Origin of the sequence: Nostoc sp. CENA543, assembly GCF_002896875.1 — a bacterium.
Lineage (GTDB): Bacteria > Cyanobacteriota > Cyanobacteriia > Cyanobacteriales > Nostocaceae > Trichormus.
Window position 1 is genome coordinate 2,046,596 of sequence record NZ_CP023278.1, and the last position, 23,543, is coordinate 2,070,138.

The window sequence follows — 23,543 nt, forward strand, 5'->3', positions numbered from 1 at the left end:
AGTTGATCAATGCTGCTGTTTATGTATCATCCAAAGTCACTCAATTTATGCCAGAAAATAAATGAATTGTAGATAGTTTTGTGAAATTAGGGGTGTAAGGGTGTAAGGGTGTAGGGGTTTAAGGGCAGACAAACAAGAGTTTTGATCAATTTCCTCTGCCCAATGCCCTATTTGCCCCATACCCAAATTACAACCAATTGCCGATTAACACGTAAGCAGACCAAAAGCTGGGTGCTTGGTAATTGGGATGGCGTAGTAGTTTGAGTTGAGCTAGTTGCAAAGCCTCGGCTTTAGTAATTTTGTTGTTTCTGAGTTCCCGATAAAATTCACCGACAAATAAGGCGGTTGATTCATCATCAATTTGCCATAGAGAGGCTACGGTACTACGTGCGCCGGCTCTGACTGCTGCTCCTGCTAGTCCCAGGGCGGCGCGATTGTCGCCTACGGCAGTTTGGCAGGCACTTAAAACTAGTAGTTCTATGGGTCTTGTCCTGGTTTGTTCTTGATTGCGGAGTAGGTTATCAAATTCTTTGACTTTGATAGGGCCATCGTTAGCTAGAATAAACGTTTCTTCGGCAATAGAACTAAATTGACCATGAGTGGCTAAATGCACAACGTTAAATGAAACGGTATTTACCTCTTTTTCTAGGGCTTCACGGGTAAATTGCTGATCTAAAAGACTGGTGGTGGAGACTCCAGCACTGGCAATTAGGTCTACTTCTGATTTGATGGCGGGTAGGGGGGCAAAGTTAGGAAACCCGGCTGGGGGCTGAGTTAATCCAGCAGTTAAGGCTCTAAGTTGTTGTCTTTGCAGGGGTTGGGGGTCGAGCAGCTGTAACCCGACGCTAAGGGCGATCGCATATTTTTCGATTAAATATTGCTTACCATCGTAAAGAACCGCCATCGGTATGTTACGCAACGCACCATCTAAGACAAACACCAATGTCTTGACACCACTGGCGGCTAATTGCTTTTCTATGGGTTGGAGTAGCCAGTTATAAACCTGTTGCGATTGGGTTTTGATAACGTTAGTAGTGGTGGGATTAATCAGATTTTTCCTGAGTTCTGTGAGAACTTGGTTGACTTCTGATTGAGAGACCTTAGCACTGTAATGCTGGAGTGGTTGATGAGGTATTTTGACAATAACTTGTAATTGTTGCGGCAAAATGATGGGATACAGAATGGCGGTGGAGGGGTTATCTTGATCTACGACTTGATCAATCAGCACACTTTCACCTTGAAGACAGGCTTCCTGAAAGAAGTTATCTAATTCTGCTAATTGCAAAGCTTCAATGCGTCGACGGGCTTTATCTAAAGTCTTGTCATCTAACTTTGCCACCGGAGACTGTAACAATAACTCTACTGATTGGCGATAGACGGGTTCTACACTGTCGCGAAAGTTAAACTGCACATCTTGGTTAACAGCTACTAAGTCATTTCTGAGAGATTTTAATGTTTCTACAGCCGCATCATAAGCTGCGATCGCTCCATTAATATTATTTTGCGCCCACAGCAATCTCCCTAACTGCCACTCTAAGCGATAACTAATATCAGAAGCATTACTACTCTGTGCCAAAACTAATCCCTGTTGGGTGACATTTTGTGCTTCTGTCCATTGTTGATTGTTCTCATACAAATTTCCCAAGCTTAACAACCCATAAGCTTCAGCTTGTTTATCTCCCAAAGTGCGGGCTTGTTGGATGGTATTGGCTAAGAATTGGGCCATTTGTTGGGGATTGGGGACTGGGGATTGGGAATTGGGGACTGGGGATTGGGGACTGGGGATTGGGTTAAATTGATCCCCCTGCCCCCTGCCCTCTACACCCTGCCCCCTGCCCTCTACACCCTGCCCCCTCTCCTCTTCTACCTGCCCCCTGTCCTTTCTCTGCCCCCTAGCTAATTTCATCAAACTTTGAGCATAGTTAATCTGGGCATAGATGGCTGCACGACTGGGGGGGAGTTGGTTGAGTTGGGGGGGAATTGAGGTGAGCAGATTTTGTGCTTCTGATAGTTGTTGAGTGTCTATCAGCAAACTAAGTTGATTGAGTCGGGCTTGAATTTGGGTGAGGGGTGAGGCAGATGGCTCAATTTGTTGATAATAGTTAATAGCGGTGGCGGCTTCCTGTTTGGCTCGTATGCTGTTACCTAAGCTTTTAGAACGGGAACTATCAGCCCGTGCGTTGTTGCCTAAACTTAATAAACTTACTCCCACTTCTCCAGGTAATTGCAGGCGTTGGGCAATGGTTAAACTTTGCTCTAAAACAGTACGCGATTGGGTCAAATCACCAATTACCATCAGAGCATCACCCAGCGATCGCAATCCTACAGCTTTTTCTCTCGAATCTGGTTGTGCTTGCAATTTTTGGTTAACTGCTAACAAAATCTGTACTGCACGCCGATAAAAGCCTTGGTTACGCCAAGCTTGAGCTTGGTTAATCTGCGATCGCACTTCGCCAATGGGGTAATTGATTTTTTGATAAATCTCTGCGGTTTGTTGCCAAGTTGCTAAAGCTGTCTCTATCTTGCCTGTTGCTAATTGTAAACGTCCTTGAATATCTAGGGTTTGGGCGAGGATTTGCAGAGTTTGCTGGTTCTTTTCGGCGGGAAGTAATTCCAGACTATTTTTGATTGCTGTTTGTGCGGCTTGCCAGTCACCAAGTTGTTGATAAGCTAGGGACAAGTTACTCAATGTAGCAGCTAATTTCAGCCTGTCTCCTTGTTGCTTATACGCCTGGGCTGCCTGTTGTAATACTTGCACTGCCTCAGCGAAACGCCCCGCATCATATAAAGTTTTCCCTTGATCTATCAATAAATCATTCTGGGATTTGGCTAACTTTACCAAAGATGGGGAAGCAATAGTGTGATTGAGAGCCAACACTGGTAAATTGACTGTCAACATCAACGCCACAAGAAAGTAAATGAATAGATTGATTTTGATTTTTGGCTTTTTGAATGGGAAATAACGATCAAAAACCCGAAAAAGTTTATTCATAAATATGGGCAACCAGCAGATGACAACCACAGGAATAGCCGATGATTAGTTTTAAGCAACTAGAATAATGTTGCCATGAGCATCGGCAATCCCAGCATTGTTTCAACAATTGTTTGACTCTCCCGTCGCTTTTAAGCAAGAGATAGCTAAATGATTTGTATTATATTAGTCCTTCTGATTCAGCGAATTTACGTAGTTTTGGCAAACACTGACGCTGATAAAAACTGCTTAAGGTGGGAATTGCTAGCCCAAATTCCTCAGACAATTCTTTCCAACTCACTTCGGGGGGTAGCCGTTTGAGGATGAGAATCTGACAGTTGACATCGGGACGACCTTTAATATGTGTGCTGCGTAATTCTCCACTGGGGTCAGTTTTAATCCAAGTTTCTAATTCATCTAAAATTGGTGGTGCTTCTGGGGTAGCTGCTAAATTTTCTACAGGATCAATCACATCGCCAATTTCACCTGATTTCGACTGGCGTACCCGCAAAGGAACTGTTGTGGCTTGCTCTTTATTTTGATTGATATAAAAATCCTGTAATCTGCGCTTTAAATAAGCATTTAACCACGTTACAACACTACCATAGGTAGGATCGTACTTCTGCCCAGTCAAGCCTTCGCAAATGTTACGACAGAAATATAACCAAGTTTGTTGTAGTGCATCTTGATAATAGGGAGTATTTTCCCGCCAAAGTTTTTTGGAACTGAGGCGAATAATTTGCGTTAGTAGTTTCTGACGTTGGGGACTTCCAGGAGGGTGTCCACAAACTTGGGAAACTATGTTACGCAGCTGTTCATCAAATTCAACCATGATCACTAGATCGCAAAAGGCCAGAGTGTATTGCAAGCAGCAAGAATATCTTATTACTACAAGTCGTCGTACTCAAAAGATTTCTGATCTCTTCTGTCCATAGGCTTGCCATGCTAAGTCTATCAGCCCATCGGCGATCGCCGCCGCCACAACTGTATTACCTTTACAACTATCAATAGTAATATTGGGAACTAAAGAATCTTGCAAACGCTTTTTAGCGTTATCTCCGTCAACAAACACCACAGGTGTAGCAATTAGCAAAGCCGGGTGAATCTCTTCGGCTTCAATTAGATCTACTAAGGTCGTCAATGCAGTTTGCGCTTGACCAACAATAAATATGCCTTCTGGGTAACGTTTAGCTAAGGTTTCTATCCCCCAAGCAGCGCGAGTTTTTGCCGTTTGGGGACGAGTTGAAGTGTCAGTGCTGCAATAAACTGGATTAGCAAAGGTATTTTGGATTTCGTAAGTAATACCTGTTTGCACCATCGGCACATCTACCACAATAGTAGTACGTGCAGCCAATGCTGCTGCTCCAGCCTGCAAAGCACGTTCCGAAAATCTAATTAAAGACTTATACTCAAAGTCAGCCGTAGCGTAAATCACCCGCCGCACAATCTCATATTCTGCGGGAGAGAAAACATGATCACCAATTTCACTATCGATGATTGCTAAACTTTGAGCATCAGTTACGTGCCATTCCATTGCCATTGACTTCTGAGAGACTAGCCTTCAGCTTATCAGCTAGGGAAGGGAATGGGGAATAGGGAATGGGGAATAGGGACTGGGGAATAGGGACTGGGGACTGGGGACTGGGGATTGGGGATTGGGAAGATGGGGAAGTGTGGGGAGAGAGGGGGGAAAGATTTCTTCCCACACCTCCCACACCTCCCACACTTCCTGCTTGCCCGATGCCCTATTTCCTATTCCTGACTTTCAACAGATGGACGACTGAAAACAGGTGATAAGAAAGCTACCAACGCCCCAATCAGAAAACCGGAGATGTTTCTCACTAGAGGCAACCAATCACTAGTACGTGTGACTACAGGGCCGATACCGAAGGCGATAAACAAAATTCCCCACAAAGGAGAGAAAATTAATGCCCACTGCCAAGCAAAAACTTGTCCTTCTGTGCGGGGTTGAGCCGCAAATCCGCAAATAATCCCACCAATTACCGAAGTTACTAAGGTTAAAATCCACTGTTCTCTAGGTAATCCAGGTACAACTGTACAACCACCCTTGAGTAAACAGCCTTTTACAGAATCTAACGCCTGTAAAATCGCTTGGTCTTCTCCTTGTTCCCGCACAAAATATAAGTTACCAAAGCGGGTTTGCAATTCTATCCAGAAAGTACGGGGTAAAAGTTCATACACCGCATCACCCACACTAAAACTGAGGATGTTTCCACCACGGGAGTCAGCAACTAACAGAATGCTTTTATCATCCAAACCCCAGTAATTGATGACTGCTCTACCAGGTGTGCGGTCATATTGAGTTAATACACGCAATTTCCAGCCAGTATCAGCCTCAAATTCCTCAATTTCCTTAACCAGCTTTTCTTCTTGGGGATCAGGAAGCGATTTAGCTAAATCCACAACTGGTGTGAAATAGTTAGGTAACAATTCTGGGTTGTCATAAGCCAAGGCTGAAGAAGAATTGCTCACCCAAAGAGACCCAGCCAAGAAAAATACAGTAATAGATACTAAAATTTTTCGCCAAAAACAAGACTGCATGGACTTTTTTATACAAATATCAACAGTAGAAGTGAACAAGTTGCTTTAAAAGAGTATGAGAAAAGTGATAGATTGTTACACTTGTTTACTTTACTCTAATCTTAGGTAGGAAAGCAAAATATCTTTAATGGGGAATAGGGAATGGGGCATACAAGAGGAATTGGAGCAGGGAGCAGGGGGTGAGACAGCGCGGTCTTGGGGGTTTCCCCCATGAGCGACTGCGAACCCAAAGGGCAAGGGGGAGAAAAATTTCCCCACTTCTCCCTGCACCCTGCCCTCTACCTCCTATATCCGAGTCCCCAATCCCTAATATTCCTCTTCCTCAAAATCATCCTGATGATAAGAAACACCGTTATAGTTCTCATGAACGCGGTAGGCTTCTGCTTTGGTGCGGCGATTTTCTGGCTTGAGTGTTTCTCCTCTGAGTGTGAGGGTAGATTGCTCGGTGATTGATAGGCGTTCGACTGTGCGTTTGGTGTTTTTTTGGCGTGTGAAGGTTTTCCAAGCTGTCTTGACACCAACCAAAATACTACGTGTACCTAATTGGAGATTTTGGGCTTGTCTTTTGGCAGTATCTAGGCTTTGGTCAACTTGTTTAACGACTTGACTGGCACTTTTTACGCCTTCACTCACATCATCAGTTAAATCTGTGATTTCCATCCCTGTCGCCCGAATGGCTTCTAAGGTGGGGGGTAGTTCCCGCGATAGCATATCAAATAATTTTTCGGCACTGCGGGCTGCTCTTGCTAATTCTTGCAAAGCAGGTATTGCTGCCACTAAAACAGCCGTCAGGCTGATGGCTACTAGAAGAATAGAAAGTCCCAACCAAAATAGGGGATGAGCCACGATAATCAAAAATTCAAAGTTAAAAATACTCTATGAGAAGTCAGCCACACAATTTAAATGCTCTACCCTAACTAAGATTCGAGGTTAGAACACATTCATCTACTGACTATAGGTAATGTGTACGCAATTGCATAATTTATGAGCGTTCTAATTCTTGGGGAAGAGAGTCGGAGTCTGGGGAAGCTTGCTGACGTTTTAAGATTTGGCTTTCACGCTGACTAGCATCCAAGCCGGCTGCTATGGACTCCCGCAGTCTTTCTAGTGTTTCGTCCCAATTTCGCAAAGCGTTGGCAGAAAGGCGATCTGCTTGAATTTGTACACTTGTTGATAAATCCTCTGCCAATTCAGGAATTGCATCAGCAGATTTTTTCAAAAGTTTACGAGTTTCGCGTCCGGTGCGGGGAGCTACTAACAATCCTGCTAAAGCACCAATAGTAGCCCCTAGCATCAAACCACCAATAAATACTCCAGAACGGTTATTAGACATCTTAAGTGTTTTTCTCCTTTCACCCATTTTAGGTGTGTTTGCTTCCCTGGCGAAACCTAAATGGTTTAATCTAGTTAATTAATTGTGAAAATGTATCAGCTAGAACTGTTGTTTTGATTCTGGGCTGAGTTAGTGAGAATTTGATTTTTTAGGGATAGAATCTATTCTACGAAAATAGCGCAGCCAAGTTTGCCTGCCTAGTAAAAGGATGCTGATAATTTGTTTTAGTTGTTGAGTCTGCATCCTTAGAGATTGATTGCTTTTTCTTAATTGCTGAATGCTGTTCTGCCCTGAATAAATTAGTTCTGGTGCTTTATATAGTAAAGCATAGCTACAGCGTTCGTATTCCGTGAGGCGATCGCCTATAAAAGCTATTTTCTGTTTTAATTGCCACAATTGCCAAGCTACGTAGAGTAGCATGATGGAAATAAATGTATTAATTATGACAACTATTATTACCATTATTGACCTGCTCTAATTTCCGGTAAAAATGTATGATGTTTGCTTGACTTGGCTTGATTGTGATCATAGCTTTTCCAGAGGAGGCGGGGGAGAGTAAGGGAGAGTAGGAATAAATACTACTTGATGACAAGAGGAGAGCAAGGGAGCAGGGTGCAGGGGGAGTACCTTAACGGCCGAAGGTATCCGTCAGTGATTGTGGGCATACTAAAAACAAATGCTGATATCAACTAAAGTTTATGAAACTTCTCTATCATGTTGGCATCGCTGTATTATTTGCCACATCTAATTGTTTATTTAGCAGCATTACTTTGGCTGAAGCGATCGCCACAGATAAGACTCTATCTACAGATGTTACCTCGAATGATGGGATTAATTTCACTATTTCAGGTGGTAGTCAAGTAGGTAGTAATCTTTTTCATAGCTTTAGCCAATTTTCTGTGCCTAAAAACGGCTCGGCAAATTTTAATCATAGTGCCGATATTCAAAATATTATTAGTCGAGTTACTGGTAACTTACCTTCTACTATTGATGGTAAAATTCAGGCTAATTCTCATGCCAATCTCTTTTTAATTAATCCCAATGGCATTATTTTTGGCCGCCATGCTCAATTAGAAATCGGTGGTTCTTTTTTTGCTACTACTGCTAACAGTTTGAAATTTGCTGATGGTACAGAGTTTTATGCTTCTCCCTCTCAAATTTCGCCTCTATTGAGTGTTAGTGTTCCCATTGGTTTACAGTATGGTAATCGCCCTGCCGCTATTCAATCGCAGGCAGTTCAATTGACTGTACAACCAAATTACACATTGGCATTAATTGGTGGTGAAGTTAATATCAATGGTGGTCAATTACAGGCGGAAAATGGGCGAATTGAACTAGTGGGAGCAGGTGCTGGTAGTGTAGTGGGATTACAACTAACACAGAACCAATCTCAACTCAGTTTACCTAGCCATTATGCAAGAGCAGATGTTTTCATTAGTAATCAAGCTCAACTAACTACCAATGGGGATGGGGGCGGTAGTATTCAACTTACGGGCAAGCAGATCACTATTGAAGATTCTCGCATTAGTGCGGAAACAACTGGGTCTATTTCTGGAGCTAATATTACTTTAAACGCATCAGACAAGGTAATAGTTACAAGTAGTAGCACTGAGCAAACTTTTATCAATGGGTTATTTGCTGAAAATGCTGGTAGTGGTGATAGTGCAGGAATCACTATTAATACTAGAAAACTGCAAGTTAATGGAGAAGCGCGCATCTCCACTGCAACTTTTTCTGACTCCACAGGAACAGGAGGAGATTTAACTATTAATGCTAGTGATGCAGTGAAATTAAACGGTGTTGATTCACTAGATTATTCTCTGTTTACAGGGATATCAACAGATACCCACGGTAGCGGAATCGGGGGAAATTTAACTATCAACACGGGAAAATTAATTGTGGAAAGTGGGGCGCAAATATCAGCCGCTACTTTTAGTGAAGCTCAAGGTGGCAATTTGACTATTAATGCTGCTGAATCTGTAGAATTATTAGGTGTTTCCACTAGTGATTATTTAGCCAGTGGTTTGTACACAGCAGTGCAAGAATCAGCTAGTGGACAGGCGGGGAATTTAACAGTTAATACACAAAAGTTATTTATCCGTGATGGGGCGCAAATTTTTGCGGGTACTTCCGCCCAAGGAAATAGCGGGGATATAACTATTAATGCTAGTAGTTCTATCAATGTTAGTGGTATTTCCCCTATTTTTCAATTTGCAGGTGGAATATTCAGTAGTACAAATCTTGATTCCAAGGGTAATTCTGGAAATATCACTATTAATACTCAGAAATTAACTGTCCAAGATGGAGCAATCATTGCTGTTGAGACATTGGGTTTAGGTAAGGGAGGACTACTGACTATCAATAGCAGTGACTCTATAGAGTTATTAGGACAAGGGGCTTTGATTACATATGGAGAAAATGCGGCTAATCCCACACCATCATTTAGCACTATCTCTGCTGGCATTTTTAACAAAGATAATCCCAATGATGCGGGGAGTGTAGAAATTAATACGAATAAATTATTGATTCTTGGCGGTTCTCGTTTAAGGGTGGACAATGCGGGACGAGGTAAAGGTGGCAACCTGTTAGTAAGAGCGAATTCCATATTGCTGGATAATGGGGGAAATCCTGATCAGGATGCAGGGGGGATTTTAGCCACTACTAAGTCTGGTGAAGGTGGTGATATTACACTCCAGGCGAGAGATATTTTGTTGTTGCGTAATGGTAGCCGGATTACTACGGATGCTAAAGATGGTAGTGGTAACGGTGGCAATATCATAATTAATACGAATATATTGGTGGCTGCGGAAAATAGCGATATTACGGCGAATGCTATTCAGGGACGGGGTGGAAATATTGAAATCACTGCTAAAGGAATTTTTAATATTGAATTTCGTCCAGAATTGACTTTAAAAAGCGATATTACTGCTAGTTCTCAGTTTGGCTTGAGTGGAAATGTAGAAGTCAATACTTTAGCCGCCGATCCCAGTAAAGGAATTGTCGAGTTACCAGTTCAACCCAATGATGCTTCTGTATTAATTAAGCAAGGCTGTGGTGCGAAAAATCCTGAAAAATTCAGTCGGTTTGTAGTGACTGGACGGAGTGGACTACCACAAAATCCAGAGGTGGCTTTGGGTAGTGACACGATTTTGGAAGATGTGCAGACAGTTCCGATTCATAGTAGCAGCGATCGCACTTCATCTACTATTGTTTCTCAAAGTCCAGCTCCGAATTACCCTAATGAAATTATCGAAGCCCAAGGGTTAGTAGTCACCCCCCAAGGCAATATTCTGCTGACAACCCAAACACCAGTTACTACCTCTCATGGTTCCGTATTTACACCAGTGACTTGTCCGGCTCTGTAATATTACTGATTTCCAGATATATGATTCACATTTGAATATTTTCCCCAAATCAAGATAGTTTTTGTTGCCTGTTACCTGTCCTCTAATTACGTAAATCACTCAATAATGACAGCAGCTTTATCTAGATTAATTGGTGATATTGCCAAGTTTTATCATGTTTAACAATCGGCATTTGCTAGTCTAATTAATATATCAGTGATCCCACGGTTAACAAAACTCATAAACCTTGAAGTAAAATTTACTCAACTTCATACCGAATATTGCAGCCTCGATATTACTGTATTTGTGCTTATAAATGATTTCACAAAGGTGGGATAATTTATAAGCACAAGTACGGTTGCGGCTCAATTTTTTCAATAATTTCACTGAATATACTTAAGGTAATTAAGTGTATTTATAGGCTCATACTGACATTATTTTTGCCAATAATGTCCAGTTTTTCATGTTCATTTTTAAGGTAGATATGGCTGTGGAAAAAGAATTAGTAAAACCTGTAGACTCACTGATTGAAGACCTCACCGATGAGGAACTATCTAGCTGTTTTGGGGGTTGTGGGTGGTATAACCAACGAGGAAATGAATGCGAAGTGGAAACAATTAATGGCAGATATAAGATTACAGAGTATTTCTTCATCAATGGCAAATTGCATTCTTCATCCTATATCACTGATTCCAAAGCTGGTTTGTGGTATGACCCTAATGGCTCAAACAGATATAAACACCATTTACGCAATATGTAACAAATAAATATTTCATAAACCAGATAACAAGTGATGATGTCATTGATTGCCAGAGCTAAATTCACCTGATTAAAATAAACTAGATATTAACTATAATTTGACATCAAAAAGGTGATTTTAATTTATGCCTCATAATATGGCGATCGCATCATCACAAAATCTACAGATGCCTGAGAATTTAATTGCAGATTTGTCGGATGAAGAATTGGCAGCAGTCACTGGTGGCTGTAATATTCAAATCACGACTCAGAAGCGTGAAATTACAGTGATAGTAGCAGAACTACCGCAACTAGATAAAGGCTTTGTCAATGTAGATAATAGTGCTGTGAGTGTAGCTTATGACCCTAATGGCTCAATTCGCTACCAAAGTTGGATAAGAAATATTTAAACAACCATCGGCTGTAACAATTAAGCAGATTCATCTTTCTTTGTTATCGGCTATGATAGGCTTTGTGTGATCAATCTATCATTGGCGATCGCATTGTTTTACTCACAGTGAATGACGGGTATAAAGTAACACTCCCGTAGACTGTAGACATCATATTTTTGAACTAGATTCTGTTCCCCGTTAGTGACTTCCCTAGATTCAGTATTTCAGGAATCAAATCATACCATTTCACGAAAAACCTGATACAGATGTAAACCCTGAAAGTTTTGCTGCATCTAAGTTTTTTAATTGCGTAAAGCCTGCGGCATAGCTGCGCTTAGAGCGTAGCGGGACGTTAGTCCATTGCGAATTGCGAATTGCGAATTGCGAATTGGTATCAGATTCCTATATCAACATAAATACTTTTCTCCTTCCTCATATCTTTGTGATGAAGCCAAAGTTTAAAGAGTGCTTTCATGTGGAAGTCTGTCCCCCTCGCACTGTCTTCTTACTAAGTGAAAAGGGACATTTTGTACTGAACGGGTATTTGTACTGTCTTTTAGCACCTCTACTCACAGGCGTGCATACAGTAGCAGAAATAGCTGCCCATCTTGAGGGTAAAGCGAAGATTGATGAAATTACTTATGGTTTAGAACAGTTAGAACGGAAAGGCTATATTACTAATACAGATAGCTTACCACCTGCTGAGTCTGCTTTTTGGGAATTGCTCAACCGCAATACGGAGATAGTTGATCAACGCCTGCGGTCAACTAAAGTTAGTATTACGACATTTGGTAACGTGACTGGGGAAGTCTTAGAAACCATACTTGCATCCCTCAATGTTGGAGTTGCTGATGCGGGGGAATTTAGTGTTGTACTGACAGATGATTATTTGCAACCAGGGTTAGCAGACTTCAACCGTAAGGCTTTACAAGCAAATCGTTCTTGGTTATTAGTAAAACCTATAGGTGGCGTGATTTGGATTGGCCCGATGTTTCGTCCTTATCAGACGGGATGCTGGGAATGTCTCGCGCAACGACTGCGAATTAATCGTGAAGTTGAGTCTTTTATTCAAGAACAAAAACAAAGCAACGAACCTTTATCGGTAGCGCGCGCGGCTTTAGCCTCTACTTTACAGACAGGACTGAATTTGATAGCGACAGAGGTGGCTAAATGGGTGACTCATCCAGAACACCATTCTCTGGAAGGTACTATTCTCACTTTTGATTTAATCAATCTCAATTTACAACGTCATTTTGTCGTGCGTCGTCCCCAGTGTCGTTGTTGTGGTGAATTGATGCACTTGGCGCATACACAACCGCAACCATTGCTATTAACTGACAGGAAGAAGCAGTTAGTTGATGATGGTGGATATCGGCAATATTTACCTGAGTTAGCGGCGGCACAGTATGAACATCATATCAGCCCCATTACTGGGATTATTAAGCAATTATTTCAACCATTTCCCTATAATGAGCTAGTCCACGCCTATGTTGCAGAACATTGTTTACCTATAGCTAGTAAGGAATTAAAAGATTTAGGTAAGGCGGCGCGTCCTAAAAGTTTTGGCAAGGGTAAAACGGCAGCACAGGCAAAAATGAGTGCTGTGGGAGAAGCCATAGAACGCTACTCAGGTACTTACACAGGGGAAGAAATCACCATCAAAGCCACCTATGCCCAGTTGGGAGAATTAGCAATTCATCCCCATGACTTAATGCAGTATAGTGCAGATCAGTACCGCGATCGCCAGATTTGGAATCAGCAACACCATATTATTCAATGGGTTGCAGATCCCTTTAATGCCAGTGAAGTGATTGATTGGACACCTATTTGGTCACTAACTCAGCAAAAATTTAAATACATTCCTACAGCCTATTGTTATTATGGCTATCCTCTGGCGGAAAATCACTGCTTTTGTTATGCAGATACTAACGGCACATCTGCGGGTACTTGTCAAGAGGAAGCCATACTGCAAGGATTCATGGAATTGGTAGAAAGGGATGCGGTGGCGATGTGGTGGTATAATCGCATATCTCGACCGGCGGTGAATTTGCAGAGTTTTGCAGAACCCTATTTAAATCATCTGCAAACCTACTACCAAATTTACGGCAGAGATTTTTGGGTTTTAGATATCACAACTGATTTCAATATTCCTACTTTTGCTGCCATTTCCAGAAAAGTGAACCATCAACCGGAAGATATTCTCTTTGGTTTTGGGACTCATTTTGATGCCAAAATTGCCCTATTACGTGCCGTGACAGAAATGAATCAGATGGTATTTCTATCACAAGGTGCAAATCCCCATGCGTCAGCTAAGTTTACGCGTCCAGATATGCAGAATTGGTGTATGACTGCGACATTAGAAAATCAACCTTACTTAGCTCCCAATCAGAGTTTAGCAGCGAAAACCTATGCAGACTATACACCTTATTGTAGTGATAATCTGCTGACAGATGTTTTAGCCTGCGTTGATTTAGCAGCGCGACAAGGTTTAGAAATGTTGGTGTTAGACCAAACACAACCAGATATTGGGATGTCTGTAGTCAAGGTAGTTGTTCCTGGTTTGCGCCACTTTTGGGCGCAGTTTGCACCTGGTAGGCTTTATGATGTCCCCGTAAAGTTGGGTTGGTTAAAAACACCATTACCAGAAAGCGAACTGAACCCAATTCCGATGTTTATTTAAGTGGGCATGGGGCAAGCAGGAAGTGTGGGAGGTGTGGGAGGATAGGGAAGAAATCTTTCCCCCCTCCCTCTCTCCCCACACTCCCCACACTCCCCAGTCCCCATTACCCCAAAGTCCCCCGCTTAATTTGTTCACTTTCGATAGCTTCAAATAAAGCGCGAAAATTGCCTTCTCCGAAGCCTTGTGCTTGAGAACGACGTTCAATAAATTCAAAGAAAAAGGTTGGTTGTCCGAAGATGGGGTGAGTGAAAATTTGCAGTAACACTCCTTGATCAGAATCTTGCTGCCAGTCTACTAGAATTTCTTGTTGTGCGATCGCTGTTAATTCTACAGGTGATAGGGGTAGTCCTGGGCGATTTTGGAGTTGTTTGTAATAGGTTTGGGGGACTGAGAGTAATGATAAACCACGCTGACGAAATTGGGCGATCGCTTGGATAAGATTGGCTGTTTTGAGGGCGATGTGCTGAATTCCCGCACCGCGATTAAAATCTAAAAACTCTTGAATTTGGGAATTGGGGGAGGCTGGTTCATTCACGGGTAACTGTACGCCACCTTGGGGAGAAACCATAACTTGACTGTACAAAGCCGAACGCGCAGTTTGAATTTTAAAGCTTTGACGGGGTTGAAAACCAAAAATTTTTTCATACCAATGCACGACTCGTTCTAACTCACCTGCGGCGACATTCAAAACTATATGATCGATGCCAGTAATGAGTTGATGGGGTGCAGTGGGATGGATTTCTGGAGGACTAGCAATTAAGGTATGAGTCAAACCACCCCAAGCGGCGATTTTGCTGCATTTGTAAGTTGAATTACCTACGTGGCGTTCCTCAACAGATTGTAAGACTGTAGCACCGTTAATTTCCGCATGGGCGATCGCTTCTTCCACATCTGGAACTGCAAAGGCAATATCTGCTACACCAGGAGGGTGTTGACGCAAAAATTCAGCAACTGGACTAGTAGGTAATAATGGCGAAGACAGCAAAAACTTGACCACACCACTTTTTACCGCTTCTGTGCAAGTGTGGAAAGAATGGATACTAGCTACTGATGTGAACCCCAGGTAGTTGACAAACCAATCTCGCCAGACTTTGGCATCTTCTACATAAAAGTGTACGTGATCAATTTTCATATATTCTCAAAATCTAGCACCACAGCTAATATCATTGTAGATTTTGTGGTTATCACTAAATTTTTGAGTCTTGCCTAAGCAATAATTATCCAGACATTATTCATGATTTTTCCCACTTGCTCTTAGGGACATAGGTATTAAGGATGAATTATCTCCAAACTCTTACACAACTGGTTCTATAAATTGACACATCCTAAAGGCTGATTTTGAGAATTAGTGATTTCATACTCTTTACCGTCGAAATTCAAGGTGAATAGGGATGATGACTGCAAAAACTTGATAAAACTAGAACCAAGTTTTAACTTTTTGATAATTGCATTCGGAGATTGCCCACATTTTCTTTGTAATTCGGTGCTGAGTTTAGATACAGATAATTTATCTTGAGCAGATTTGGTATAATTGGCAATAATTTCTAGCAGTATTTTTTCTAACTCTGTTTGGGAGTTAATTTCTTGAGGTGAAGCTTTTGTAGTTGGTGTAGTTGTCTGGGTGTAGTTATCTGGTGGTAATTTCTTTTCTTCTTTAGCTGGTTGTTCATACTGCAATTCTAAATGACATCGCTCTTGAAATAGATGGGCGATCGCCACCAGATTATTTAGTTTCGCCTCAATAGATTCTTGCTCAGATTTAATCAGGCTTTCTATTTTATGTACCACATCTGCCAAGGAAGGAATTTCACTAGATGACGACAGAGAATAGAAAATATATTTTCCAGTATTGCGATTTTCTATATGTAAATTCTGACCTTGTCTGCGTACCCAATACACTATCAAACCCTGATTTTGCAGGGCATTACATAAATGATTTAAAATACCATCTCCAGAACAGACAAATATTTCCCTAGCATGAGGGTAATAACTTAAAATATTTGCACCTACAGTCATCATTTTCGCATCTGCACCATCTTTGCCATCAGGTACATGAACAAGTTGATAACCACGTTCATATAAATCCACATCTTGCTTGCCCAGACTAGTATTTTTCCAGTTAGCAAAGCCTATTTTGACTTGGAGAGGATATTTGCCTACACTAGCTAGAAAATTTTCAAGTTCAGCATTAATTTTCAAGTTCTCCACATCCAATAATAATACAGCTATGCCTGATGTTTCTGAAGTTGATTTCTGTTGAATTTGCTGCTGAATTCTCTGCACAAATTCCCAGACAGCCGGAGATTCTAAATAACCACTATCTAAGAAACTCCGGATTATTTCTTCCAAGAAAATGCCACTCAAACCACCATGAAGATTTTGTGGTTGAGATGTTTCTGTCATCAGTTCTGGTGCTGGGGAAACTGATATGTGATTATGTCCATTGCTATCAGTTATCAACTCATCTGCGGGAGTATGAGGTAATACATACTCTAGAAATTGTTTACCACAATTTTTACACAGGTAATTTTGCTTACCCTTGCGATGACCATTCTTGCGGTATGAGGTTGATGCACAATGAGGACATTTCATTTTATTCTTCAGCACTGCTTGTGCTGATGATTACCTCTAAGTATGTGATTTGAAAAGTTTGCTTCACATTTTTTAATATAATTGTCTCACCCTAACATTTAATTCTATGACTACGACGATTCCCCCTAAGATAAGAAAATTACCCACACAAGCACTAGGGGCTAAAATTTTCCACACTATCAACATCGTTAGCTTATTTTTAATGGTCACAAGTGGACTGCAAATTTACAACGCTAACCCTGTGTTTGGTGGACGTGCGGGTTTACACATACCACCCATATTTACACTAGGGGGTTGGTTAGCTGGTGGTAGACATTGGCATTTTGCAGCTATGTGGTTATTTTCCCTAAATCTTTTATGGTATGGCATCTATGTTTTAATTACTCGACGCTGGCGACATCGATTTGTTGGTGTTAACGACATCAAAGCCTTACAAAAAACTCAAAATCCTAAGCGTTTATTTTATGCTTGGCATCGCATTGTTTACACCTCCATTATTCCGATTTTGCTATTGGCATTATTTACCGGCATAGGAATGTATAAACCTGCTCAATTTCCTGCTATTGTTGATATGTTTGGAGGGTGGCAAGGATTGAGAATTGTCCATTTTATCTCTGTGCCGATGGTAGTTATATTTACTATTATTCATTCATTTTTAGGAAAAAAAGCTGGAGGAGAAGAACTGACATCATCAATGTTTTGGCAGTAGTAATCAAACCTCCTGATTCATCCCAGCTACAAATATTCACTGAAAAAACTATGTTAATCAATGTAAAAATACTAGTATTCAGTTGGTAGTAAGGACTTTAGTCCTTTTCTGTTCGCGGAGCTTTCGTAGAGAGAATTTTAGTTCTCTCTACAAACCTTTAATTGTTCACCTTGTTCTACTGATACTGTGCTATTGGTAATATTTTAAATATGAATTTAATTCGTTTAAATCGTCCTCAATTAACCCGTCGGGGATTTCTGAAGATTTCAGGAATTTCCAGTATGAGTTTTTTGCTTGGTGGTTGTGGTACACCAACATTTGAAGATTTAATTGGTACTTTATCAGAACCACTAAATCAAAAAGTCGAGAAGCTAATATTTCAACCACAAAAGCCAATACCAGAGTTTGCACCTAGCGCAATTCAACCGGAAGCATTAATAGTTAATAGTTTTCGTGGTACACCGATTATTGATATAGAAAAATATCGGTTAATTATAGATGGTGAAGTAGAACAGCCATTAAGTTTGAGCATGGCTGAAATTCAGAGTTTGCCCTTAACTTCCATGATTATACGTCATGTTTGTGTAGAAGGCTGGGCTGCGATCGTGCAGTGGGGAGGTATACGTTTAAGAGAAATTATTGCACTATCCCGTCCTAAAAGTAATGTCAGGTATGCTTATTTTAAATCTGCTGATGGTTATTACGAAAGTTGGGATATCGCTTCAGTTGTACATCCCCAAACACTATTAGCCTATGAAAAAAATGGTCAACCTTTACCAGTAGAAAATGGCGCGCCTTTACGTCTAGCCTCACCAATTAAACTTGGTTACAAGCAAAGTAAATGGGTAACTCAAATTACTCTCACCAGTCATTTAACCAATTTTCGAGGCTACTGGGAAGATTTGGGTTATGAATGGTTTGCGGGTATTTAGGGTTTGGAGTGAGTGGTGAGTGCTGAGTAATAAGTAATAAGTAATAAGTAATAAGTAATAAGTAATAGGTAGTGACTATTGACTGTTGACTGTTGACTATTAACTAATAACTATTAACTAAACAACATGATTTTTTCTGATAAATTACAAACGGTTATTTCGCAAAATCAAAGCTTACTCTTTGTCGGACTTGACCCTAATATAGAGATGATGCCGGCTAGGTATGAGTCTCAAAATATTATTGATGGTTTATGGCAATGGCTACAACTTATCATCTCTGAAACTGCTGATTTTGTCTGTGCTTATAAACCAACATTGGGTTTTTACGAAGCTTTGGGAATTCCTGGTTTAGAATTACTACAAAAAACTTTAGCAGCTATTCCCCATCACATCCCGATTATTTTGGATGCTAAACATAGTGATTTAAATACTAGCACTATCTTTGCTCGCACAGTATTTACAGAATGGCAAGTTGATGCAATTACCCTCACTCCCTATACAGGACAGGATCATGTAGCTCCTTTTCTGGTTTATCCTGATAAAGCTGTCTTTATTTTGTGTTGTACTTCTAACCCAGGTGCAGAAGCTTTACAACAATATCCTACACCAGAATCACCCCTTTATTTACAGGTAGCAAAAGAATCTAGAAATTGGGGAACTCCTGAACAATTGGGTTTAGAAGTAGGAACTACCAATGCTGAGATTTTGTCTCAAATTCGTGCTGTCGCGCCGGAACGGATAATTATGGCGCGTAGTGTATGGGGTGAGGGAAGTAATTTAAATAATATGCTCGCGGCTGGGTTAGATAGTAATAGAAATGGACTATTAATTCCTGTCCCTCAAGATATGTTGGGTGCAGGAAATTTATCTGAGAAAATTCAGGCGTTACGTACAGAAATCAATCAGATGAGGACGCAGGTAATTCAAAATGATTCTAACTGCGCTGTTTGGTTTTCAGATGTTATTGTTCCGAATCAGCATCCTTATCAAGATTTAATTTTGCAACTTTATGATATCGGTTGCATTATGTTTGGCAATTATGTTCAAGCATCAGGCGCGACTTTTCCTTATTATATTGATTTACGCAAGATTATTTCTAATCCTCAAGTATTTAATCAAGTTCTCAGTGGTTATGAAGAAATTCTGAGGAATTTGCATTTTGATCGATTAGCAGGTATCCCCTATGGTTCTTTACCTACGGCTACAGGCTTATCTTTACGTTTGCATTGTCCTATGATCTTTCCTCGGAAGGAGGTAAAAGCACACGGAACTCGGAGATTAATTGAAGGTAATTTTCATCCAGGAGAAACTGTAGCTATTGTTGATGATATTCTCATCAGTGGTAAAAGTGTCATGGAAGGGGCAGAAAAGTTAAAATCTGCCGGCTTAAATGTGCATGATATTGTGGTTTTTATTGACCATGAACAAGGAGTAAAAGAACGGTTATCAGCCAATGGCTATTGTGGTCACGCGGTGTTAAAGATTTCCGAAATTACAAATATCCTGCATCAATGTGGGAAGATTGATGATGAGCAATTTTCGGCTTTGAGTGATTTATAGTTTTTTACAATATGATGCGTGGATGTTATCAGGGATAGGCTAACAGGGATGAATATTTCGCTGAATCAATTAATTAAGTGGTTAATTATAACTCTGTTATTTCCGCTAGTGTTTCTGAATATTTGGTTGGTTGGTAAATTTTTTCACTATTTCCAGCCTTTAGTAACAATTTTGGTATTGGCGGCTTTACTGGCATTTATTTTAAACTATCCTGTTTCCCTCCTTCAGCAAAGGGGAATGAAGCGTAACTACGCTGTGGGATTAGTATTTTTTGTCACTTTACTAATATTAGTAGCTGTAGGGATTATCTTATTGCCCATCGCATTAGAACAGTTGAATGAGATAGTGAGAATGCTACCTCAATGGATAGACTCTACCCAAGCAAAAATCCAGAATTTAAATGATTTATTTATTAGTGAAAGACTGCATATTGATTTAAGTCAAATCTTGACAAAAATCACTGATAAAATTCCAGATGAATTAGAATATCTTTCTGATAAGTTTGTCACTATAGTGATAGATACTATTGATAGTTTATCTGAAGCTTTAATTACAGTAGTTCTGGCTTTCTACTTTTTATTAGATGGGTCAAGGATTTGGGATAGTATTTGGCATAAGTTACCTGGTAATTCTCTTAAAAAAGTCGGAGATTCAATCCAGAAAAATCTGCAAAATTATTTACTGGGACAGGGGACTCTAGCTTTGTTGATAGGTACTTGTCAAACACTGATGTTTCTGGCTTTTCAAGTGCAGTTTGGGTTACTTTTTGGTTTAGGAATTGGTGTTTTTAGTTTGATTCCCTTCGGTGATCTTGTCAGCCTGAGTGTGATTACTTTAGTGATTGTGTCTTATGATTTTTGGTTGGCTGTGAAGGTGTTAGTAGTAGCTATTATTATCGACCAAATCATTGACCAAGCGATCGCACCCCGTCTTTTAGGTAGTTTAACGGGGGTAAAACCTGTGTGGGTGCTAATTTCCTTGCTTGTTGGTACTTATGTTGGCGGTTTGTTAGGCTTATTGGTGGCTGTACCTGCGGCGGGTTTAATCAAAGATATTATTGATGGTTGGGATTCTCTGTCTAGTCAAAAAGAGGACAAGGGGCAGGGGGCAGGGGGCAAGGGAGAAACCCCATAAATAAATTGAGGATCATGCTTCTGAAGAAATAGGGGTGTAGGGAATTCCAACTTCAAAATTGAGGACAGTTTGAGTCGAAGATTTAACATGATGATTACGCATTTCCATCATTTAGTGAGAAATACGAACTCAAACTTAGTGCTGGTAAGGGTTTTCGTACCTAAGAAATTTTACTTAGTTGTTAAATAATCATAAAAGCTATGCAATTTTTGCATTTTCCCGGATGCGTTTATTCCCAGAAAATGTCATTCTCTATGATTAGGAATAGAGTTGATGGCATACATCATCAGTACCCCGGCGTTAGCTGGGGTCTTTTTATTGGCTAATTTTTAGCCACCATTCCCCAGTTATTCATAAAACGACGGTCAATTTTATCTTTCCACCACCACAGTAGTTGATGCGGTGGTAGAGTTAAACAACCTTTGGTGGCGATCGCTCTTTTGTCTCCCGTACCTATTAAACTGAGATATTGTTGCTGTGGTTTGTAGGGTTGGAGTGGTTGACCCAATACCATACGTCGCAAGTTTTCAAATAATGGCTTTCCTTGTCGCACAGCAAATACCCCCGCTTTCGGTCGGGGATGATCCTTCATCGTCGCAATATCACCGGCAGCAAATACCTCTGGATGGCTGAGAGATTGCAATGTATCTTTTACTAAAATAAAGCCATGTTCATCGGTGGTTAATCCCGTGGATTTTAGCCATTGGGGTGCGGATGCTTGTGTTACCCAAAAGACTTGTTCGCATTCTAACTCCAACCCAGACTCACACCTGACTACCAATGCTGCTGTTTTTTTCAGGGATGGTGCAATTTGCGATACGGTTTCCCCTAGATGTAATTTCACACCACGCTCGCTTAAGACCTGCTGTACTTGATATTGTACAGATGGGTGATGATGTGGCATGAGTTGAGAGTGACGTTGCAATAAATGGATGGCTAAATTTTGCTGCGGTTGTTGCGCTTGTTGTAAAATACGCTGCAAATGTGCTTGCATAGATAAAGCTAATTCCACACCACCAGCACCGCCACCAACAATCCCTATAGTAACTGCTTTTTGGGGATTTTGAGAGACATTTGCTAATAATTGATACCAATTTTCTAATAATTTATCTACTGGTTTAGCGGGAGTGGCATATTCTGCTGCACCTGATACGGATATTGTGGCAGGGGTGCTGCCAATATCAATAGATAATAGATCAAAATTGACAGGCGGACGTTCAGCACAAATTACTCGGTGATTTTGTAAATCAATGTCTACGACTTGATCTAAATATAATTTTGCTTGAGCGAATTCAGTTAATTTTTGTAAGTTAATGTAAAATTCTTCGCGGCTATAAAATCCGGCAATATGTCCTGGTAACATTCCCGAATAGGGTGTGGTTGATGTGGGTGTAATTAAAGTCAAATTCACTCCCGCTAAGGGTTGCATTCCCCATAGCTTGAGGACAATAGCATGACTATGACCACCACCAACTAATACTAAATTTTGGGCGCGCATCGTGAATTATCAGTAATTTAAGATTTTTTCTCAAAATTTTGGTTGTATTATATATAACTTTATTTAATTTAGCTGAGAATATCAATTAATACATTTTTTATTTACGAAAGATAATTTTTCCGGCAAATTCATGATTTACTGCTAAATATCCCAAAAACAATCTAGTTATTACGTATCAATCATAACTGGAAATCACGAATTGCAGCAGTTACATTTTACATACATATAACAAATGAGTGATTTTTCTATTGGTGAACCTGCATATAATCGTTATATCTACCACTACTCAAATTCTTATAGTATAGAGAAAATAGCACGATATCCTTTTTTGCTAAATGTATTACTGATGTTGAACATAATTATTGATTTTTATCATCAATCCACCAAGACATTTATCCATAATCAATTGTCTATATTAAACATCATTCAAAATATAGATTTTCCACAAAATATTTCTCCTGATGTCATTAGACAAAAGTGTCATTTAGTGGTTCAGTATTGGCAACAGCAAAAAACTGTAGAATTGCTGGCAACCGTCACTCAATTAGAAAACTTAGCGTGCCATTATCCCCAATATTCTTGGGTAATTCTGGAGTTTCTCAGTGATTTTGTGCGACAGCATACAAAGGTAAATACTAGCCCTACATATAAAATTAGGGCAGAGATTCAGGCAATTTTAACTGTCATTACTCAAATCCATCGCCAACCAGAAATAGAGAATGCACAACTAGATTTAAGTCATTGTGATTTGCGGGGTGCAAATCTTCAAAGAGCTAACTTAGAGTGGGCAAACTTATATCATGTAAATTTGGCTGGTGCAAACTTAAGTCAAGCTAATCTTTCTGGTGCCATTTTGAGTGCAGCTAACCTAAGCGGTGCAAATCTAGCCAATGCCAACCTTTCTGGTGCCATTTTGAGTGCAGCTAACTTCAGTCAGGCTAATCTTACTAGTGCTAATTTATATCAGGCAAATCTCTATCTTGCCAATTTACAGCAGGCAAATTTGCATGAAACCATTCTAGATAAAGCAAATCTGCGAGAAGCCAAATTTACGTAAGAGAAAAACATTAAGTATAATAATTAAGCAAAGAAAATTTC

19 protein-coding genes and 1 pseudogene are annotated in these 23,543 nt (G+C 40.4%); 9 read left to right on the forward strand and 11 right to left on the reverse strand.

Translation table 11 applies throughout. The features are described from left to right. Positions 1 to 187: 187 nt before the first annotated feature. The 7 genes from CLI64_RS08515 to CLI64_RS08555 form a co-directional block, all read right to left on the reverse strand. Complete coding sequence (locus CLI64_RS08515; RefSeq protein ID WP_103136814.1) at positions 188 to 2,992, reverse strand: CHAT domain-containing protein; 2,805 nt, start codon at positions 2,990 to 2,992, stop codon at positions 188 to 190. Positions 2,993 to 3,152: 160 nt separating this feature from the next. Continuing rightward, positions 3,153 to 3,803, reverse strand: a complete 651-nt coding sequence (locus CLI64_RS08520; RefSeq protein ID WP_103136815.1) for a hypothetical protein — start codon at positions 3,801 to 3,803, stop codon at positions 3,153 to 3,155. Positions 3,804 to 3,875: 72 nt separating this feature from the next. Next, positions 3,876 to 4,505, reverse strand: a complete 630-nt coding sequence (locus CLI64_RS08525; RefSeq protein WP_103140641.1) for a precorrin-8X methylmutase — start codon at positions 4,503 to 4,505, stop codon at positions 3,876 to 3,878. A 218-nt stretch (positions 4,506 to 4,723) separates the two neighbouring features. Then, entirely contained in the window at positions 4,724 to 5,533 is an 810-nt protein-coding gene (locus tag CLI64_RS08535; RefSeq protein ID WP_103136817.1) for a TPM domain-containing protein, read from the reverse strand. Between the two features lie 306 nt (positions 5,534 to 5,839). Continuing rightward, on the reverse strand, positions 5,840 to 6,379 hold the full coding sequence (locus CLI64_RS08545) for a DUF948 domain-containing protein (RefSeq protein ID WP_103140642.1): 540 nt from the start codon (positions 6,377 to 6,379) through the stop codon (positions 5,840 to 5,842). Between the two features lie 136 nt (positions 6,380 to 6,515). After that, positions 6,516 to 6,866 carry a YtxH domain-containing protein gene (locus tag CLI64_RS08550; RefSeq protein WP_103136819.1) on the reverse strand — a complete coding sequence of 117 codons (351 nt, stop codon included), beginning with the start codon at positions 6,864 to 6,866 and terminating at the stop codon, positions 6,516 to 6,518. Positions 6,867 to 6,995: 129 nt separating this feature from the next. Further along, positions 6,996 to 7,328 (reverse strand): hypothetical protein, encoded by a 333-nt coding sequence (locus CLI64_RS08555; protein ID WP_103136820.1) that lies wholly within the window; start codon positions 7,326 to 7,328, stop codon positions 6,996 to 6,998. A gap of 236 nt (positions 7,329 to 7,564) precedes the next feature. On the opposite strand from CLI64_RS08555, the gene CLI64_RS08560 reads away from it, so the two are divergent. The 4 genes from CLI64_RS08560 to CLI64_RS08575 all read left to right on the forward strand — a co-directional run bounded on the left by CLI64_RS08560 (position 7,565) and on the right by CLI64_RS08575 (position 14,020). Beyond that, on the forward strand, positions 7,565 to 10,231 hold the full coding sequence (locus CLI64_RS08560; RefSeq protein ID WP_103136821.1) for an S-layer family protein: 2,667 nt from the start codon (positions 7,565 to 7,567) through the stop codon (positions 10,229 to 10,231). Positions 10,232 to 10,673: 442 nt separating this feature from the next. Further along, positions 10,674 to 10,970, forward strand: a complete 297-nt coding sequence (locus tag CLI64_RS08565; protein WP_103136822.1) for a hypothetical protein — start codon at positions 10,674 to 10,676, stop codon at positions 10,968 to 10,970. A gap of 124 nt (positions 10,971 to 11,094) precedes the next feature. Further along, a complete protein-coding gene (locus CLI64_RS08570) occupies positions 11,095 to 11,358 on the forward strand; it encodes a hypothetical protein (protein ID WP_157943223.1) in 264 nt (87 codons plus the stop codon). Between the two features lie 427 nt (positions 11,359 to 11,785). Then, positions 11,786 to 14,020 carry a TOMM precursor leader peptide-binding protein gene (locus tag CLI64_RS08575; RefSeq protein WP_103136824.1) on the forward strand — a complete coding sequence of 745 codons (2,235 nt, stop codon included), beginning with the start codon at positions 11,786 to 11,788 and terminating at the stop codon, positions 14,018 to 14,020. Between the two features lie 103 nt (positions 14,021 to 14,123). Here CLI64_RS08575 and hppD read toward each other — a convergent pair whose 3' ends face one another. The 3 genes and pseudogenes from hppD to CLI64_RS31505 form a co-directional block, all read right to left on the reverse strand. Next, on the reverse strand, positions 14,124 to 15,152 hold the full coding sequence (gene hppD / locus CLI64_RS08580) for a 4-hydroxyphenylpyruvate dioxygenase (protein WP_103136825.1): 1,029 nt from the start codon (positions 15,150 to 15,152) through the stop codon (positions 14,124 to 14,126). A 176-nt stretch (positions 15,153 to 15,328) separates the two neighbouring features. Next, entirely contained in the window at positions 15,329 to 16,423 is a 1,095-nt protein-coding gene (locus CLI64_RS08585) for an NYN domain-containing protein (protein WP_225977604.1), read from the reverse strand. 90 nt (positions 16,424 to 16,513) lie between these two features. After that, positions 16,514 to 16,612, reverse strand: a pseudogene (locus CLI64_RS31505) (IS1 family transposase); the annotation flags it as partial. A 106-nt stretch (positions 16,613 to 16,718) separates the two neighbouring features. Here CLI64_RS31505 and CLI64_RS08590 point away from each other — a divergent pair. From CLI64_RS08590 to CLI64_RS08605, 4 genes are all read left to right on the forward strand, one after another. After that, the gene (locus tag CLI64_RS08590; RefSeq protein ID WP_103136827.1) at positions 16,719 to 17,321 is read left to right on the forward strand and encodes a cytochrome b/b6 domain-containing protein; all 603 of its coding nucleotides are present in this window, start codon (positions 16,719 to 16,721) and stop codon (positions 17,319 to 17,321) included. Positions 17,322 to 17,530: 209 nt separating this feature from the next. After that, on the forward strand, positions 17,531 to 18,253 hold the full coding sequence (locus CLI64_RS08595; RefSeq protein ID WP_103136828.1) for a molybdopterin-dependent oxidoreductase: 723 nt from the start codon (positions 17,531 to 17,533) through the stop codon (positions 18,251 to 18,253). Positions 18,254 to 18,379: 126 nt separating this feature from the next. Next, positions 18,380 to 19,813, forward strand: a complete 1,434-nt coding sequence (locus CLI64_RS08600; protein ID WP_103136829.1) for a bifunctional orotidine-5'-phosphate decarboxylase/orotate phosphoribosyltransferase — start codon at positions 18,380 to 18,382, stop codon at positions 19,811 to 19,813. 48 nt (positions 19,814 to 19,861) lie between these two features. Continuing rightward, positions 19,862 to 20,947 (forward strand): AI-2E family transporter, encoded by a 1,086-nt coding sequence (locus tag CLI64_RS08605; RefSeq protein WP_103136830.1) that lies wholly within the window; start codon positions 19,862 to 19,864, stop codon positions 20,945 to 20,947. A gap of 322 nt (positions 20,948 to 21,269) precedes the next feature. Here CLI64_RS08605 and CLI64_RS08610 read toward each other — a convergent pair whose 3' ends face one another. After that, entirely contained in the window at positions 21,270 to 22,445 is a 1,176-nt protein-coding gene (locus tag CLI64_RS08610; protein WP_103136831.1) for an FAD-dependent oxidoreductase, read from the reverse strand. Positions 22,446 to 22,677: 232 nt separating this feature from the next. Here CLI64_RS08610 and CLI64_RS08615 point away from each other — a divergent pair, with 232 nt between their 5' ends. Continuing rightward, a complete protein-coding gene (locus CLI64_RS08615; protein WP_225977538.1) occupies positions 22,678 to 23,502 on the forward strand; it encodes a pentapeptide repeat-containing protein in 825 nt (274 codons plus the stop codon). Positions 23,503 to 23,543: the final 41 nt, after the last annotated feature.